Annotated in this window: 16 protein-coding genes; 6 read left to right on the top strand and 10 right to left on the bottom strand. The window is 67.2% G+C overall.

Annotated elements, in window-relative coordinates; genetic code table 11:
- Nucleotides 1–248: 248 nt before the first annotated feature.
- The 3 genes from ACYVN4_RS39430 to pdxH form a co-directional block, all read right to left on the bottom strand.
- Complete coding sequence (locus ACYVN4_RS39430; protein ID WP_460728371.1) at nucleotides 249–1,562, bottom strand: citrate synthase; 1,314 nt, start codon at nucleotides 1,560–1,562, stop codon at nucleotides 249–251.
- 188 nt (nucleotides 1,563–1,750) lie between these two features.
- Nucleotides 1,751–3,034 (bottom strand): MFS transporter, encoded by a 1,284-nt coding sequence (locus ACYVN4_RS39425; RefSeq protein ID WP_460728369.1) that lies wholly within the window; start codon nucleotides 3,032–3,034, stop codon nucleotides 1,751–1,753.
- Nucleotides 3,035–3,117: 83 nt separating this feature from the next.
- Nucleotides 3,118–3,843, bottom strand: coding sequence for a pyridoxamine 5'-phosphate oxidase (pdxH, locus tag ACYVN4_RS39420; protein WP_460728367.1), 726 nt, complete (start codon nucleotides 3,841–3,843; stop codon nucleotides 3,118–3,120).
- Nucleotides 3,844–3,944: 101 nt separating this feature from the next.
- Between pdxH and ACYVN4_RS39415 the strand changes: the two genes are divergently transcribed.
- Nucleotides 3,945–5,087 (top strand): citrate synthase 2, encoded by a 1,143-nt coding sequence (locus ACYVN4_RS39415; protein ID WP_460728365.1) that lies wholly within the window; start codon nucleotides 3,945–3,947, stop codon nucleotides 5,085–5,087.
- Between the two features lie 65 nt (nucleotides 5,088–5,152).
- On the opposite strand, the gene ACYVN4_RS39410 is transcribed toward ACYVN4_RS39415, so the two are convergent.
- Nucleotides 5,153–5,998 (bottom strand): RDD family protein, encoded by an 846-nt coding sequence (locus ACYVN4_RS39410; protein ID WP_460728363.1) that lies wholly within the window; start codon nucleotides 5,996–5,998, stop codon nucleotides 5,153–5,155.
- A gap of 222 nt (nucleotides 5,999–6,220) precedes the next feature.
- Here ACYVN4_RS39410 and ACYVN4_RS39405 point away from each other — a divergent pair, with 222 nt between their 5' ends.
- Nucleotides 6,221–7,090, top strand: a complete 870-nt coding sequence (locus tag ACYVN4_RS39405; protein WP_460728361.1) for a polysaccharide deacetylase family protein — start codon at nucleotides 6,221–6,223, stop codon at nucleotides 7,088–7,090.
- 19 nt (nucleotides 7,091–7,109) lie between these two features.
- Here ACYVN4_RS39405 and ACYVN4_RS39400 read toward each other — a convergent pair whose 3' ends face one another.
- Nucleotides 7,110–8,009, bottom strand: coding sequence for a hypothetical protein (locus tag ACYVN4_RS39400; protein ID WP_460728359.1), 900 nt, complete (start codon nucleotides 8,007–8,009; stop codon nucleotides 7,110–7,112).
- Nucleotides 8,010–8,165: 156 nt separating this feature from the next.
- On the opposite strand from ACYVN4_RS39400, the gene serC reads away from it, so the two are divergent.
- From serC to ACYVN4_RS39385, 3 genes are all read left to right on the top strand, one after another.
- Complete coding sequence (serC, locus tag ACYVN4_RS39395; RefSeq protein WP_460728357.1) at nucleotides 8,166–9,290, top strand: phosphoserine transaminase; 1,125 nt, start codon at nucleotides 8,166–8,168, stop codon at nucleotides 9,288–9,290.
- Between the two features lie 232 nt (nucleotides 9,291–9,522).
- Complete coding sequence (sepH, locus tag ACYVN4_RS39390; protein WP_460728355.1) at nucleotides 9,523–10,593, top strand: septation protein SepH; 1,071 nt, start codon at nucleotides 9,523–9,525, stop codon at nucleotides 10,591–10,593.
- Nucleotides 10,594–10,818: 225 nt separating this feature from the next.
- Complete coding sequence (locus ACYVN4_RS39385; RefSeq protein ID WP_460728353.1) at nucleotides 10,819–11,556, top strand: DUF6928 family protein; 738 nt, start codon at nucleotides 10,819–10,821, stop codon at nucleotides 11,554–11,556.
- Here ACYVN4_RS39385 and ACYVN4_RS39380 read toward each other — a convergent pair.
- Both ACYVN4_RS39380 and ACYVN4_RS39375 read right to left on the bottom strand, forming a co-directional pair.
- The gene (locus tag ACYVN4_RS39380; protein ID WP_460728351.1) at nucleotides 11,530–11,853 is read right to left on the bottom strand and encodes a DUF2537 domain-containing protein; all 324 of its coding nucleotides are present in this window, start codon (nucleotides 11,851–11,853) and stop codon (nucleotides 11,530–11,532) included. The two genes, ACYVN4_RS39385 and ACYVN4_RS39380, sit on opposite strands and share 27 nt — an antisense overlap.
- The gene (locus ACYVN4_RS39375) at nucleotides 11,850–12,653 is read right to left on the bottom strand and encodes a TrmH family RNA methyltransferase (protein WP_460728349.1); all 804 of its coding nucleotides are present in this window, start codon (nucleotides 12,651–12,653) and stop codon (nucleotides 11,850–11,852) included. Before ACYVN4_RS39375 ends, ACYVN4_RS39380 begins: the two co-directional genes overlap by 4 nt.
- Nucleotides 12,654–12,745: 92 nt before the next feature.
- Here ACYVN4_RS39375 and ACYVN4_RS39370 point away from each other — a divergent pair, with 92 nt between their 5' ends.
- The gene (locus ACYVN4_RS39370) at nucleotides 12,746–13,108 is read left to right on the top strand and encodes an FKBP-type peptidyl-prolyl cis-trans isomerase (protein ID WP_460728348.1); all 363 of its coding nucleotides are present in this window, start codon (nucleotides 12,746–12,748) and stop codon (nucleotides 13,106–13,108) included.
- A 74-nt stretch (nucleotides 13,109–13,182) separates the two neighbouring features.
- On the opposite strand, the gene ACYVN4_RS39365 is transcribed toward ACYVN4_RS39370, so the two are convergent.
- The 3 genes from ACYVN4_RS39365 to ACYVN4_RS39355 form a co-directional block, all read right to left on the bottom strand.
- Nucleotides 13,183–13,812, bottom strand: a complete 630-nt coding sequence (locus ACYVN4_RS39365; RefSeq protein WP_460728346.1) for an RDD family protein — start codon at nucleotides 13,810–13,812, stop codon at nucleotides 13,183–13,185.
- Nucleotides 13,813–13,866: 54 nt separating this feature from the next.
- A complete protein-coding gene (locus tag ACYVN4_RS39360) occupies nucleotides 13,867–14,151 on the bottom strand; it encodes a hypothetical protein (RefSeq protein WP_460728388.1) in 285 nt (94 codons plus the stop codon).
- A gap of 149 nt (nucleotides 14,152–14,300) precedes the next feature.
- On the bottom strand, nucleotides 14,301–15,461 hold the full coding sequence (locus ACYVN4_RS39355) for a YhgE/Pip domain-containing protein (protein ID WP_460728344.1): 1,161 nt from the start codon (nucleotides 15,459–15,461) through the stop codon (nucleotides 14,301–14,303).
- Nucleotides 15,462–15,468: the final 7 nt, after the last annotated feature.

Below are 15,468 nucleotides of genomic sequence, written 5' to 3'. Positions count from 1 at the left end.
CGGATCCCCCGATCCCCCCGCTTTCGGTTCCCCCGAACCGATTACGAGTCCGTCAAAGCTCCGATGATTTCCTGCCTTCCCGTATGTCCCTGCGGCCCATACTGTTTCGGCCCCCGTGTGTTCGTTTCCCGCTTACAGGAACAAGATTGCCGTGCCGGGCCATCAAGATCCTTAACAAGTCCTTGCAACGAAAAACCCCGCTCCACAATGCGTGGGGCGGGGTTTTCCTGGTCTCAGCCGAAAGCGTGTCAGCGACCGTTGATCTCGATGTAGTCGCGCTCGCCGTAGCCGGTGTAGATCTGGCGCGGACGGCCGATCTTCAGCGGCTCGCGGTGCATTTCCCGCCAGTGCGCGATCCAGCCCGGCAGGCGGCCCATGGCGAACAGCACGGTGAACATGCGGGTCGGGAAGCCCATGGCGCGGTAGATGACGCCGGTGTAAAAGTCGACGTTCGGGTACAGGCGACGCTCGATGAAGTACTCATCGGTGAGCGCGGCCTCTTCCAGCGCCTTGGCGATCCCGAAGAGCTGGTCGTCGCCGCCCAGCTTGGCCAGGATGTTGTCGGCGTGCTGCTTGGCGATGGTCGCGCGCGGGTCGTAGTTGCGGTAGACGCGGTGCCCGAAGCCCATGAGCTTCACGCCGTCTTCCTTGTTCTTGACCTTGCGGATGAACTCCTTGACGTCACCGCCGTTGGCCTTGATGTCGTCGAGCATCTCCAGCACGGCCTGGTTGGCGCCGCCGTGCAGCGGGCCCCACAGCGCGTTGATGCCACCGGACACCGAGGTGAACAGGTTGGCGTCGGACGAACCGACCAGGCGCACGGTCGAAGTCGAGCAGTTCTGCTCGTGATCGGCGTGCAGGATGAGCAGCATGTCCAGCGCGGCGGCGACCTCGGGGTCGACCTCGTACGGCTCGGCCGGGAAGCCGAACGTCATCCGCAGGAAGTTCTCCACCAGCGACAGCGAGTTGTCCGGGTAGAGGAACGGCTGACCGACCGACTTCTTGTAGGCGTAGGCCGCGATGGTCGGCAGCTTGGCCAGCAGTCGGATGGTGGATAGCTCGACCTGCTCGGGATCGCGCGGGTCCAGCGAGTCCTGGTAGTACGCCGACAGCGCGTTCACCGCGGAGGACAGCACCGGCATCGGGTGCGCGTTGCGCGGGAAGCCGTCGAAGAACCGCTTCAGGTCCTCGTGCAGCAGGGTGTGGCGACGGATGCGGTCGGTGAAGTCGTCCAGCTGGGCCTGGGTCGGCAGCTCGCCGTAGATGAGCAGGTAGCTGACCTCGATGAAGGTCGACTTGCCGGCCAGCTGCTCGATCGGGATGCCGCGGTAGCGCAGGATGCCCGCTTCACCGTCGATGTAGGTGATCGCCGACTTGGTCGACGCGGTGTTCATGAAACCGGGGTCGTAGGTGACGTACCCGGTGCTGGCCAGCAGCTTGCCCAGGTCGATCCCGTCGTTGCCCTCGACGGCCTTGGCGACGGTCATCGGGTACTCGCCGCCCGGGTATTGGAGTACCGGCTTGGCGTCGTCGTCGACGTTGATGATGTTCTCAGCGGGCACGGAAGGATCCCTCTCAGGCTTGTAACCGTAGGCACCGGACGCGGTCGGCGCGCGATGCGCTTGCCTCAACGCTAGCCGCTGTCCACTACGCCCGACCAATGAGGGTCGCTCTTTGCTACCTCACAGTCACATCGTTCGCAGGTGAGCCTAGCGGCGGTCATGTGCTATCTGCATCACTCTCGAAAACTTCAGGCGAGCTGCACCTCCGAATGCGCACGTGCCACGCGGTATCGGACGAATGCGGGGAACGCCACGGCCGCGATCATCATGCCGATCACCACCAGGACGCCACCGCCCGCCGCCGCTGCAGCAGTACCCACGGCCGCAGCCGCGAAACCGTGCGCAACATCACCGATGCGCGGTCCACCCGCCACGACAACGATGAACACGCCCTGCAGCCGACCGCGCATCTCATCGGTCGCCACCGACTGCAGCATGGTGGTGCGCAGCGCCGCCGAGAACATGTCCACGGCACCGCCGAAAGCCAGGCAGGCCAGCGCGATCCAGAGTGCGAGCGTCACGGTCAGCCCGTGCCCGGCCAGGCCCACGGCCAGCCCGAACCCGACCATGCCCGCACCCCACAGCACGATGCACACCACCACGGCCAGGCCCTGTCGGCGCACCCGCGTCAGCCAGCCCGAGAACACCCCGCCGAACACCGCACCGACCGACATGGCCGCGAACAGCAGACCCAAAGCCGTTCCGCCGGAAGCGGAATCGCCGAAACTGTCCTGCGCGATCTGCGGGAACAGGGCGCGCGGCATGCCGAACACCATGGCCACCACGTCCACCGCGAACGAGGCCAGCAGGATCCGCTGGGTGGCCAGGTAGGCGAACCCGTCGAACACCTCGCGCAGGCCCGCCCGCCGCGACTCGCCGTGCGGCGGGATGGGCGGCAGCTTCCAGATGGCCCACAGCGTGGCCAGCAGGGCGATCGAGTCGATCAGGTAGAGCGTGGACAGGCCCGCGAACGGAATCAGCATGCCCGCCAGCACGGGACCGGCGATCGCGCCGAACTGCATGACCGTCATGCTCAGCGAGTTGGCTGCGGGCAGCTGTTCGGGCGGCAGCAGGCGCGGGTAGATGGCGCTGCGCGCGGGCTGATTCATGGCGAAGAACGCCTGCTGTACCGAGAACAGGATCAGTACCAGCCACGGATTGTTCAGCCCGGCCGCGGCCTGGGCCCAGAAGGCGAGGGAGGTGATGCCGGTGCCCGCGCTGGTGATGAGCAGCATTTTCCGGCGGTCCATGGCGTCGGCGAGCGCACCGCCCCACAGGCCGAACACGATCAACGGGATCAGGCCGAAGAGTCCCGCAAGGCCCACATACGAAGAGCTGTGGGTGATGTCGTAGAGCTGCTTGGGGACCGCGACTACGGAGAGCTGAGCGCCGATGACCGTGATGACGCCGGTGGTCCACAACCGGCGGTAATCAGGATTCCGTAATGGAGTTATGTCGGCGAGCAGCTTCACCGACACGACATTAGCCAGGCGAAACAGTGCTTGGCTATCAGTTTTGGACCGATCATCCCATCATTTGGAAGTGAAATATCTCATCAAGGTTGGAGCCGTTCGATTTTCATGGCGGACACGTCCGTGTTCCCCGGTTCCAGCGTCACCTTGATGCGGTTGTGCATGCGGCTGCGGCGGCCCTGCCAGAACTCGACGGTCTCCGGCTGGATCTGGAATCCGCCCCAGAACGGGGGCACCGGGATGTCGGTGACATCGGTGAAGCGCTCGGCGGTCAGATCCATCTGGCGATCCAGATCCGCCCGTGAGGCGATGGGCCGCGACTGTTCCGAGGCCCACGCGCCGAGCCGGGAGCCGCGCGGCCGGGACTGCCAGTACACCTCGGTGGCCTCGGCGGACACCCGGTGCACCGGCCCGCGCACCGTCACCTGCCGCCCCATCGCCTGCCAGACGAAAGTGGCCGAGGCATAGGGGGTTTGGGTGAGCTGGCGGCCCTTGAACGATTCGTAATTAGTGTAAAAAGTCACACCCTCGGGAGAGAGCCCCTTGCACAGCACCGTTCGCGAGGACGGCTTCGGCCCGGTTTCGGTGACTTCGATGGTGCTCAGCACCATGGAGTTGGGGTCGGTCAGGCCCGCGCTGGTGGCGTGCTCGATCCAGTTGCGCAGCAACGGCTCCCAGCCGTCGGCCAGCCAGGTCTCGTCGAGGTCGGTTTCCCGGCCCGGATGATTGTCGCCCTGATCGACTCCGTACTCGACCCGCAGGGCCGCGATGTCAAGGTCTGCAGTGGCGAATTTCTCCTGGTCAACCATGGGGCAGACGTTACTCCGCGGTAATGCTCGCGTTAAGCTCGCAAATGATCGGCGTGGCTGCCCAAGGATCGGGCAGCCCGATTTGCAAGGAGAGTCACAACATGACTGCCAGCGCTGCGGTACCCACCAATGTCGTCCCGGACGGCTTCGTGAGCGGTCTGGAAGGCGTCGTAGCCTTCACCACCGATATCGCCGAACCCGACAAGGACGGCGGTGCGCTTCGCTACCGCGGCGTCGACATCGAGGACCTCGTCGCGAATCGAGTCACCTTCGGTGATGTCTGGGCCCTGCTCGTGGACGGCGAATTCGGCCGCGGCCTACCGCCGGCCGAGCCCTTCCCGCTGCCGATTCACACCGGTGACGTGCGCGTGGATGTGCAGGCCGGGTTGGCCATGCTGGCCCCGATCTGGGGTTACCAGCCGCTGCTCGACATCGACGACGACACCGCGCGCGAGAACCTCGCCCGTGCCTCGGTGATGGCGCTGTCCTACGTCGCGCAGTCGGCGCGCGGCATCTACCAGCCCGCCGTGCCGCAGGCCAAGATCGACGAGGCCACCACCATTACCGAGCGGTTCATGACCCGCTGGAAGGGTGACCCGGACCCGCGCCACGTCGAGGCCATCGACGCCTACTGGGTGTCGGCCGCCGAGCACGGCATGAACGCCTCCACCTTCACCGCCCGCGTCATCGCCTCCACCGGCGCCGACGTGGCGGCCTCGCTGTCCGGCGCCATCGGCGCCATGTCCGGCCCGTTGCACGGCGGCGCCCCGGCCCGCGTGCTGCCCATGATCGAAGCGGTCGAGAAGACCGGCGACGCACGGGCTCTGGTCAAGGGCATCCTGGACCGCAAGGAAAAGCTGATGGGCTTCGGGCACCGCGTCTACCGCGCCCAGGACCCGCGCGCCAAGGTGCTGCGCGAGACCGCCAAGCGCCTCGGCGCCCCGCGCTACGAGGTCGCCGCCGCGCTGGAGCAGGCCGCCCTGGCCGAGCTGCGTGAGCGTCGCCCCGACCGCGCCATCGAGACCAATGTCGAATTCTGGGCCGCCGTGATCCTGGACTTCGCCGAGGTCCCGGCGCACATGATGCCCGCCATGTTCACCTGTGGCCGCACCGCCGGCTGGTGTGCGCACATCCTCGAGCAGAAAAAGCTCGGCAAGCTGGTCCGCCCGGCCGCCATCTACACCGGCCCGGCCCCGCGCCAGCCGGAGACGGTATCGGGCTGGGACCTGGTGTCGCACAAGTAATTCGATCGAACGAATAATGGCCCGCAGCGAGATTCGCTGCGGGCCATTATTTTTCGAGCTTCAGATCACGCCTGGACGACGATCGTCTTGACGATCTTGTCGGCGAAGGTCTGCTTCTTGTCATCCCACAGCGGCCACAGGAAGCCGATGTAGCAGGGCAGGGCGTCGACGACGTGCAGCAGCTTGCGGCCGAAGGCGAGACCGAAACCGACCGGCTGACCGTCGCTTTCGCGCACCAGCTTGATGCCGACGGTCTTCTTGCCGATGGTCTGTCCGGTGGTGCCCTCGAGGTACGAGAGGTACAGGTTGCCACCGATGCTGATCGCGAAGGCCAGCAGCATCAGGATGTAGCCGAAGGCGTTCATCCCGCCACCGGTGCAGTTGACGTCGTAGCTGCTGCTGGTGGTGCACTCCACCTTCGAGGTGCCGGCGGCACCCGCGATGAAGTACAGGATGGCGGCGGGCACCATGACGATCAGGTAGTCGATGAAGTACGCGCCGACTCGCGCGCCCCAGCTCGCATACTGTGCCCCGTATCCCCCGAACGGAGCATAGGCGGGCTGCGGCGCGCCAAACGCGGGTTGCGGTGCGCCGTAAGCGGGCTGCTGCGGGGCACCATAGGCCGGCTGCTGGGGAGCGCCGTAGGCCGGCTGGGCGTCGTAGGCGGGCTTGGGCGCCTCGTACGCGGGTTGCGGTGCGCCGTAAGCCGGTTGCTGCGGGGCGCCGTAACCAGGCTGCGGCGCACCGTAACCGGGCTGGGGAGCGCCGTACGCGGGCTGCTGGGGCGCGCCGTAGCCGGGCTGGGGAGCGCCGTAGCCGCCGGGGGCGGGCTGATCGGCGGGCGGGTAGCCGTATCCGGGCTGCTGCGGTTGCTGCGGCTGCTGCGGATAAGGGTTGTTCGGGTATGTCATTCGATTCCTTGCGAAACGGTTGATTCGGTCGAGCAGGCTACAGTCTGGGGCAATTCGGCCGATGGCATGAACTCGAAGCCGCTCTCGCCGTGAATCCTGCGGTCGAACAGTGGATTACAACAGCCCCAACAACCGTGGTGAACCGGTTGCCGGACCGCGACGGTTGAAACAAACGTGATTCGGGTCCTGGCCTCCGAGATCGGATTCACATAACCTGCATCGGTGCTCGACGCAGGACTTTCCAGGCGCGGCCTCTTCGCCGCGGGCGCGGCGCTCGCCGCGAGCCTCGCCACCGCCGGATGCGGCGTGGCGAGCGGTAATTCGTCCGATCGCATCCTGGAACCGCCGCGCGGTTCGGCCGATCCGGCCACCGCGCCGGCGCGGTTACCCTTCTCCGCCGTCAATCCGGACGCCGTCGCCGGCAAGTTCGCCGGGCAGAAGCCGCAGGCGTGGGGCACCGATATCGACGGCATCATCTCCGGATTCAATGCCACCGGTAAGCAGTTCGCGGTCACCTTCGACGCCTGCGGCGGACCCGGCAACAACGACATCGACGAGAACCTGCTGGCTTTCCTGCAGGCGCAGCAGATCCCGGCGACCCTGTTCCTGAACAAGCGCTGGATCGACGCCAATCCGGCGCGCGCCACCCAGTTGGCGAGCAATCCGCTCTTCGAGATCGGCAATCACGGGACCGCGCACTGCCCGCTGTCGGTGACCGGACGTGCCGCCTACGAGATCAAGGGCACCGCTTCCGCACAGGCCGCGGTGGACGAGGTGTGGGGAAACCATCAGCGCATTGCCGCGCTCACCGGTCACGGCCCACGGTTCTTCCGGGCAGGCACCGCGCATTACGACGACGTGGCCGTGGCCATCGTCAAGGAATTGGGTGAGACCCCGGTCGGCTATTCGGTCAACGCCGATTTCGGCGCGACCGCCGCCGCGGCCGTGGTGCAGCAGAACATGACCGCCGCCAAGTCGGGCGGCATCTCGCTGGCCCACATGCACCGCCCCAAGTCCGGCACCGGCGCGGGCATGCTCGCCGCCCTGCCCGCGCTGAAGGCCAACGGCTTCCAATTCGTGCACCTGCCCTGAACATCTCCCGCGAGAGCCGTCACACCTCTCGGGAGGCGGCCCAGTCGACGGCCACCGATTCGCCGCGGTCGACGGTGAAGAAGGCGACCTCGAGGTGGCGGCCCAGGTCGATCAACTCCATGGCGGACAACGGGACCGGCTGCACCACCCGCACCCGCCACGGGGTCGGCTCGTCCCACGCCCGCAGTTCCAGATCCAGCCGCAGCACCGGATCGTCGCGCCCGGTGTAGTCGGCCGCGACGGGCGTGGCGGCCAGCACGGTGGCGCGGGCCCGCCGCCCGTCGGCCAGGATCTTGGCGATATTGGTGCGCGAAGTCTCCTCGGGCGCGGGCAGATACAGCACCACCCGGTCGTGGTCACCGGGGTCGACCCGGCAGCACACGATGTCGCCCGGCTGCATCCATTCCCGATCGGCCGCACTGACCCGCTGCCGCACCCGTGTCTCGTACGCGTGCCGATCCTCGAGTTGGATTCGCACCCAGAACTGCTGCCCCGGCTCGGCCGCATCCGCCGCGCGGCTCTCCGCCCGCCGGTCGGCCGCGGCGCGGGCATCCACCCGCTTCTCGGCCCGGGTGCGAATATCGGCCTGGGCGGAGTCGCGTTGGGGGAGTGGCATCGAATCGGGCTGGGCCGGTGCAGGTTTGGCGGCGCTGCGGACACTCAGGATGGTGGCGGTGCCCTCCGTGCCGTGCAACAGGAGTTCGCGGCGGGCCGCGTCGTCGAGGGTGGGGCCGCGGCGGGTGAGGCCGCGGGAGCCGAATTGCGAGGACAGGCGGGCCATCAGGCCGAGGGGCGGGCGGGGCAAGGGGTCTTGCCGGCGAGGCGGTGGTCCGGGAGTCGCTGCCGGGGGTGTGCTGGGGGCGGAAGCGGGCGGCAGGTCGGGGGTGGTGCTCGGTCGCTCGTGTGCGGCCATGTCCATGGCGGTAAACCGTAATGGGTGTGTGGTTCGTGCCACAGCGTTACGCGCGGGTTTGTGGCGGGGCGAAACAAGGGACGCCAAACGTGGGGGTCGGAAGGTTTTTCGGGGCCGGACCCCCTCGCGTACACGGGTGATAGCACCTTTACCCTTGTCGCCATGACCTCTGCGTTCCCGACCATCCCCGACGATCTCAAGCCCGCCGACGGACGGTTCGGCTGCGGACCTTCCAAGGTGCGTCCCGAGCAGTTGCAGTCCCTGGTGGATACCGGCGCTTCGGTGTTCGGCACCTCCCACCGGCAGAAGCCGGTCAAGGACGTGGTGGCGCGGGTGCGCTCCGGTCTGCGCGAATTGTTCTCCCTGCCCGACGGTTACGAGGTCGTGCTGGGCAACGGTGGCACCACCGCGTTCTGGGATGCCGCCGCCTTCGGCCTGATCCGCGAGAAGTCGCTGCACCTGAGCAACGGTGAGTTCTCCTCGAAGTTCGCCTCGGTCGCCAAGGGCAACCCGTTCATCGGTGACCCGATCGTGGTCAAGTCGGAGCCGGGCGACGCCCCCGAGCCGACCTCGGACCCCTCGGTCGACCTGATCGGCTGGGCCCACAACGAGACCTCCACCGGTGTCGCCATTCCGGTGTCGCGTCCGGCGAACTCGGACCACGCCCTGGTCGCCATCGACGCCACCTCCGGCGCGGGCGGCCTGCCGGTGAACATCGCCGACACCGACGTGTACTACTTCGCGCCGCAGAAGTGCTTCGCCGCCGACGGTGGCCTGTGGATCGCGCTGATGAGCCCGAAGGCGCTCGAGCGCGTCGAGGAAATCAAGAACTCGGGTCGCTGGACGCCGGAGTTCCTGTCGCTGCCGATCGCGGTCGACAACTCCACCAAGGACCAGACCTACAACACCCCGGCGCTTGCCACCCTGTTGCTGTTCGCCAACCAGATCGAATGGCTCAATGGCAACGGCGGTTTGGACTGGGCCGTGAAGCGCACCGCCGATTCCTCCTCGCGCCTGTACTCGTGGGCCGAGACCAGCGCGTACGCCACGCCGTTCGTGCAGAACCCGGCGTTGCGCTCGCAGGTTGTCGGCACCATCGACTTCGCCGACACCGTGGATGCCGCGGCCGTCGCGAAGGTGCTGCGCGCCAATGGAATCGTGGACACCGAGCCGTACCGGAAGCTGGGACGTAACCAGCTGCGCATCGGCATGTTCCCGGCCATCGACCCCGAGGATGTCTCGCAGCTCACCCGCTGCATCGACTGGGTCGTCGAAAAGCTTGGCTGATCAGTAAAAACAGCACCGGTTCACGGTTTCTTCACGATCAACGAGGGACCGTGAAATCGGTTTCGCCACTGAGGCGAATCGCTCACACTAATGCGGCGCGGAAGTCTGGGAACAGATTTCCGCGCCGCGTGTCTTGCCCCATGATTAACAGAAGTGCACTACTGTTCCAGAACGTGGGCGGTGTCGCGAGCCTAGCTATAGCTGTGAGGGACGCAGCGAACAGGAGGTAACGGTGCGTGAACTTCGAGTGATCGGATTGACGCCCGATTCCACGCACATCGTGTGCATCGATACCGAGAGCGGCCAGAAGTACCGGCTCGCCGCCGATGACAAACTGCGCGCCGCTGCCCGCGGAGATCTTGCACGGTTCGGCCAAATCGAGATCGAGACGGAAGCGACGATGCGCCCACGCGATATCCAGGCTCGTATCCGTGCCGGTGCCTCGGTGGAGCAGGTCACCGAAGAGTCCGGCATGCCGCTCTCGCGCGTCGAGCGTTTCGCGTATCCCGTTCTGCTGGAACGCGCCCGGGCCGCCGAGCTGGCGCAGAAGGCGCACCCCGTCCGCAACGACGGTCCCGCCATCGAGACCCTGATCGAGATCGTGTCGGCCGCCTTCGCCGAGCGCGGCCACAATATCGAGGTCGCCGAATGGGATGCCTGGAAGGACGAGAAGGGCTACTGGGTGGCCCAATTGCAGTGGCAGGCGGGCCGTTCCGTGATCGCCGCGCACTGGCGCTACCAGCCGGACGCGCACGGCGGCTCGGTGGTCCCGCTCGATGACCCCGCCTCGGATCTGATCGACCCGGATTTCGGGCGCGCGCTGCGCGGCCTGGCGACCATCCTGCCGGATCAGAACGACGTCGCGGTGGAGGAGGCTCCGGCCCCCGCCCCCGCACCGCGTGAGGAGCGCGCGGCCGACTACGATTCCGCGCCCGCCCGGGTCGCCAAGCAGGCGAACTCGGAGGACTACTTCGAGCAGCGCGCCGCCGTCGGCGACGGCACTGTGCCGGTCGTGACGGCCGCCGCGCCCACGGCTCCGGCCCCGGCTGCCCCGCCCACGACTCCGGCCGCGAAAGAGCCCCAGGCTCCGGCGGTTCCGGCCCCCGCGGCGCCGACCGCTCCCGCGACCCCGCCGGCTCCGGCCGCCCCGGCCGCGGAGGTCACCCCGGAACCGGCTCCCGCCCCGGCCGCGCCCGCCGCGAAGCCGAACGCGCAGAAGGCGAATCGCGCCAAGCGTGGCGGCAAGGCCCCGATGCCGTCCTGGGAAGACGTGCTCCTAGGGGTGCGCAGCTCCGGCCACTGAGCCACCTCTGCGAATTCGGTTGCTAGCGGATTGCCGCTAGCATTCCGTTCTCCGGCGCGCCGGGAAACGACGTCCGCAACAGCCACATTCGGCGGCCTGCCAGGGTAGATTCAATTCCGTTGGCGGTCATTGCCGGGCCGATGCGCGTCGACGCCGACGTTCGGCCGCCTAGTATTGCTCAAAGTTAGCTAGCTTGTGTGCAATGACTAGAGGGAGGTGACGTCGATGCCGTCAACGGTCTCATCCCTGTGGTACGTCGACGCCCCCGATCCGGTGGCGGTGCTGCGCGAACACCCGGGCCCCGACCCGGACGCCGCCTTCGCGCTCGCCAAACAACTCAACCCCGACCGCGATGTGGTGCCCGCCGCATCCGGCACCATGAAGGTGTGGGCCGGGCCCGATCCCGAATCCGTCTACATCGGTTGCTATCCCGGCGTCACCGTCGTGTGCTCCACCCAGGCCGCCCTGCCGCGCCCGACCAAACTGCCGGAGCTGCTGGTGCGCCCGCTCGCCTCCGAGGCCACCTACCTCATCTCCTACGACCTGTCGCTGGGCTGGGGTGCGTTCGCCTATTGGGAGCGTGGCGAATTCCGCCGCTCCTTCAGCGCGACCCGGGTCAATATTCTCGAGGACGAGGGCATGCCGCGGGTGTGGGAGCGGCCGCACTGGGCGGGCGAATACCCCATCGAACTCGCGCCCGGCGAACTGCCGGACCCGCAACTGCTGCCGTTCGATCCGCCCGATTTCGCCGATGCCGCCAATCAGGAATGGCTCGGATTCCGCTACCGCGGCAAGGTTTCCGGGGATGCGCTGACCGCCGAGGAGATCGAGGTGTGCGGGTTCTCGTTGTTCCCCAAGGGGGAGGCGCCCAAGCTGGAACCCGAGGTCGCCGCGCCGCCCGCCGAACACGACGGCAAGCGCGGGCTACTGCGCTGGCTACGCGGACGCGACCGAGTCTCCTGACCCGGCCGAGAGCAGCAGGGCCAGCCAGGCCAGCGCGACCCCGGCCGCCAATCCGACGATCACCCAACGGGTCACCGGCGCGTACCGCCAGCGCCACGCGGTCGGCGCGGCACCGCCGACGGCGATCAGATTGACCACCACCGACAGCGCCGGATGTATCTGGGCCAGCGCCGCCCCGAACGCGTAGACGCCCGCCGCGGTCAGCCCGGCCACCAGCGCCACGGTGGCGATCCCGGCGCCCCACGGGGTGGGTTCGGAATAGCCGTATCCATAGGGTCCGTCGGGTGGATGGCTCACTGGGTCCGCACTCTCTCGTAGAAGGCCATGGCGGCCGCGGTGGCCACATTAAGCGAATCGGTGCCCGGCGTCATGGGGATCCGGGCCCGAATGTCGCTGGCCCGCATGGTCTCCTCGGTGAGGCCGGGGCCCTCCGCGCCGAGCAGCAGCGCCACCCGGTCGCCGGTCATGGCGGTGGCCAGGGTGTCGGCCTTCGGGTTCGGGGTCAGCGCGATGATCTGGAAACCCTTGTCGCGCAGCAGGTCCAGGCCGTCGGGGAAGGGCGGCAGCTGGGCGAACGGGACCCGCAGCACGTGGCCCATGGAGACCCGCACCGCGCGCCGGTAGAGCGGATCCGAGCAGCGGTCGCCGAACAGGACCGCGTCCGCGCCCAATCCGGCGGCATTGCGGAAGATGGAGCCGATGTTCTCGTGGTCGTTGACGCCTTCCAGCACGGCCACCGTGCGGGCCTGCGCCAGCACCTCGTCCACTGTGAGCTCCCGTGGCCTGAATGCGCCCGCGAGCACGCCGCGATTCAAATGGAATCCCACCACCTGTGCCATCACCTCGGCGCTGGCCTGGTAATACGGAATATCGACGCCACCGAGATCGGCTTCGAGCTGTTCGTATCGGCGTTCCACGCCCAGCAGCGCGAACGGCGGGAACCGCGAGGCCAGCATTCGCTGTACGACAACGACACCCTCGGCGATCACCAATCCCTTGCCCCCGGGCAGGTCGGGCCGCCGATCGGCATTGTTGAGATCACGGAAATCGGCGACCCGCGGATCGCTGGGATCGTCGATACGGATTACTTCGGCCATCGACCCAATTCTGCCTCCGCTGCGGCCGGGTCTTTCTTCGGGGCTTAAGGTGATCGTGACCCCGATCCCGATCCAATCGAAGAGGACAGCCCATGAGCAGCAAGCCGGAAATCGAGTTCCAGGACGGCCCCGCCCCCGTCTCTCTCGTGATCAAGGACCTGGAAGTGGGCACGGGCAAGGAAGCTCAGCCGGGCGACAACGTGACCGTCCACTACGTGGGCGTCGAGTACGAGACGGGCGAGCAGTTCGACGCCTCCTGGGACCGCGGCGAGTCCATCACCTTCCCGCTGCGCGGCCTGATCCAGGGCTGGCAGGAAGGCATCCCGGGCATGAAGGTCGGCGGCCGCCGCCAGCTCACCATCCCCCCGAAGCTGGCCTACGGCGAGTCCGGCGGCCACCACCTCTCCGGCAAGACCCTGGTCTTCGTCATCGACCTGGTCGACGTCCTGAACTGACGCTTCGCGTCGAGACAATGCAAACATGCCCGCCCGCACTGGAAAGTGCGGGCGGGCATGGTGTTTGGTGGGGTTCAGACCTTGACGACGATGCTGCTGATGATCTTGTCGGCGAAGGTTTGACGCTTGGCGTCCCAGAGCGGCCAGAGCCAGCCGAGGTAGCAGGCGAGGCTGTCGACGATATGGCAGAGCTGGCGGACGAAGGCCATGCCGAAGCCGAGGGTCTGGCCGTCGGCTTCACGGATCAGCTTGATGCCCAGCATCTTCTTGCCGGGGGTCTGGCCGCTGGTGCCCTCCATGTAGATGAGATACAGCCCGCCGATGAACGCGATGAGCGCACCGATGAGGATCAGCACGAGGCCACCGGCGGACAGCCCGCCCGAGCACGAAGTGCTGTAGGAGGTGTCGCTGGAGTCGTTGACGCAGTTCATATCCTTCGAGCCGATCGCGATGCCGATCCCGTAGAAGATCGCGGCGGGCACGCCGATGATCAATCGGTCGATGAGGAGGGCGCCCACCCGCGCACCCCAACTGGCATAGGGCTGTTGGGGAAAGGCGTTGTAACCGGGCGGATAGCCGCCGGGCTGGCCGGGATATCCACCGGGCTGCCCCGGGTATCCGCCGGGCTGCTGCCCGAAGGGTGGCTGCTGTCCGTAGCCGGGCTGTTGCGGCTGTTGCGAGTAGGGATCGTTGCCGTACGTCATCGGATCCTCCCCAGGGGGATGCGGGGGTATTGCCCCCCGCATTGTCTCCCGAATCTACGAACCTATGACGGCATTCATGATGGTTCCGCCGCTGGTGGCAACCGCACCGCCCATCATGGCGTTGGCGATCATCTTCGGCGAGGCCGAGCCGCCGCCCCACTTCTCCCACGCGAAGCGCCCGCCGCCGTAGGTGATCGCCGCGATTCCGGACATCTGGGTGAACCAGGTGAAGTAGCGGAACATCTTCATCATCTTGTCGGCCATGGGCGGGGTTTCCGCGGTGGGATTGCCCATCTGGGCCAGGACAGAGCCGTACATGTCGTGTGCGGCCATCAGCATGCTCACGATCGTTTCCTCTCCGGTACCGGGGCGCTGGGTGAAGCCAGGGAGCGGATAGAGCGGACGAGATTCCGAAACGGGTCGATTAGAGCAATTCGGGCACAGTTTAACCCGGTGAACCGCCGTTTGTTGCCAATTGTTTGCGAACGTTATTTGCGAATGATGTCGACAGGGTCGGACAGGGCTGCTGAAATGGCCACCTGCTGTGGCACTCCGAGCTGGGGGAGCGCGCCGAGTGCCTGATTTGTCTGATTGCCCAGGACTTTCGTGACCGACTGCAACTGCGTCACGCCACCGGTGAGTGCTTGCAGGGCCGCCGTCAGCTGGGTGCCCGCCTGATCCGCGATGGCCGGAATCTGCTTCGCCAGCCCCGCGCCCTGATTCAATTGCGCGCTCGCGTCGTTCAGCTTGCCCGCGGCATCGCGCAGCAGCTGTCCCACCTTCGTATCCGGAGTGACCTGCGTCCCGGTCAGATTCGCGAAGCCACTCAGCTGGGCATCGGCCTGGTTGGCGATGTTCTGCAGCGCCTGCAGCTGGGTGATGACATTCGCCAGCTGCGGATCACTCGCGAACGGCAGCGCCTGCAGCAAGGGCACCACGAGATTGAGCCCGCCCGACAATGCGCCCGCCGACTGGGCCACCTGCCCCATGGTGACCCCGGTCGAATCCAGCGCCGTGGCAAGCTGATTCGCCTGCGTGGTCGCCGCGGACAGGGTGCCGTTGAGGGCATCGATCCCGGAAGTCAGCTGTCCCGCACCGGCTTTCGCCTGATTCAGGAAGTCCATCATCTGATCGGCCCCGCCCGAGAACTGCGACGCGCCGTCGGCGGCGGCCTGCACGCCCGCGCTCAGCAGCTGCGAGGTCCCCGCGATCTGCGAGACCTGCAGCCGCGCGGTATTCACGGTCGAGAACAGCGTGTCCAGCCCGGCCGCGCTGATCTTCTTGGTCACCTCGTTCACCGCGTCATTGACCAGGTTCGGGTCGGCTCGCCGATGCGTGGCCACCACCACCTGCGCCTTCTTCGGCTGCGCGGTGGCCAGCGACTTGATGTCGGCGGTCAGGTCTTCGGGCAGGGTGACGACCGCGGCGTAATCCTTGGTGTCCGCCTCGGCCACCACGTCCCAGTGCCGACCGGTGCCGTCCTGGAGCTCCTTGGCGATGCGCGCGCCCAACGGCCCGCTGTCATGACTGACGAGAGCGACGGCGGTGGGCGCCGAGCGCAGCCGCAGGACACTGATCGTGCCCGCGGTGACCGCGGCGGCGAGCAGCAGGACGATCAGGACCCAGCGGGTGCGTTTTCCGAACACCATTCAGACC

The sequence above is a fragment of the Nocardia heshunensis genome (assembly GCF_054782115.1).
Note: the sequence above shows the minus strand (reverse complement) of the source record. Positions and strands in the feature narration are given on the sequence as shown.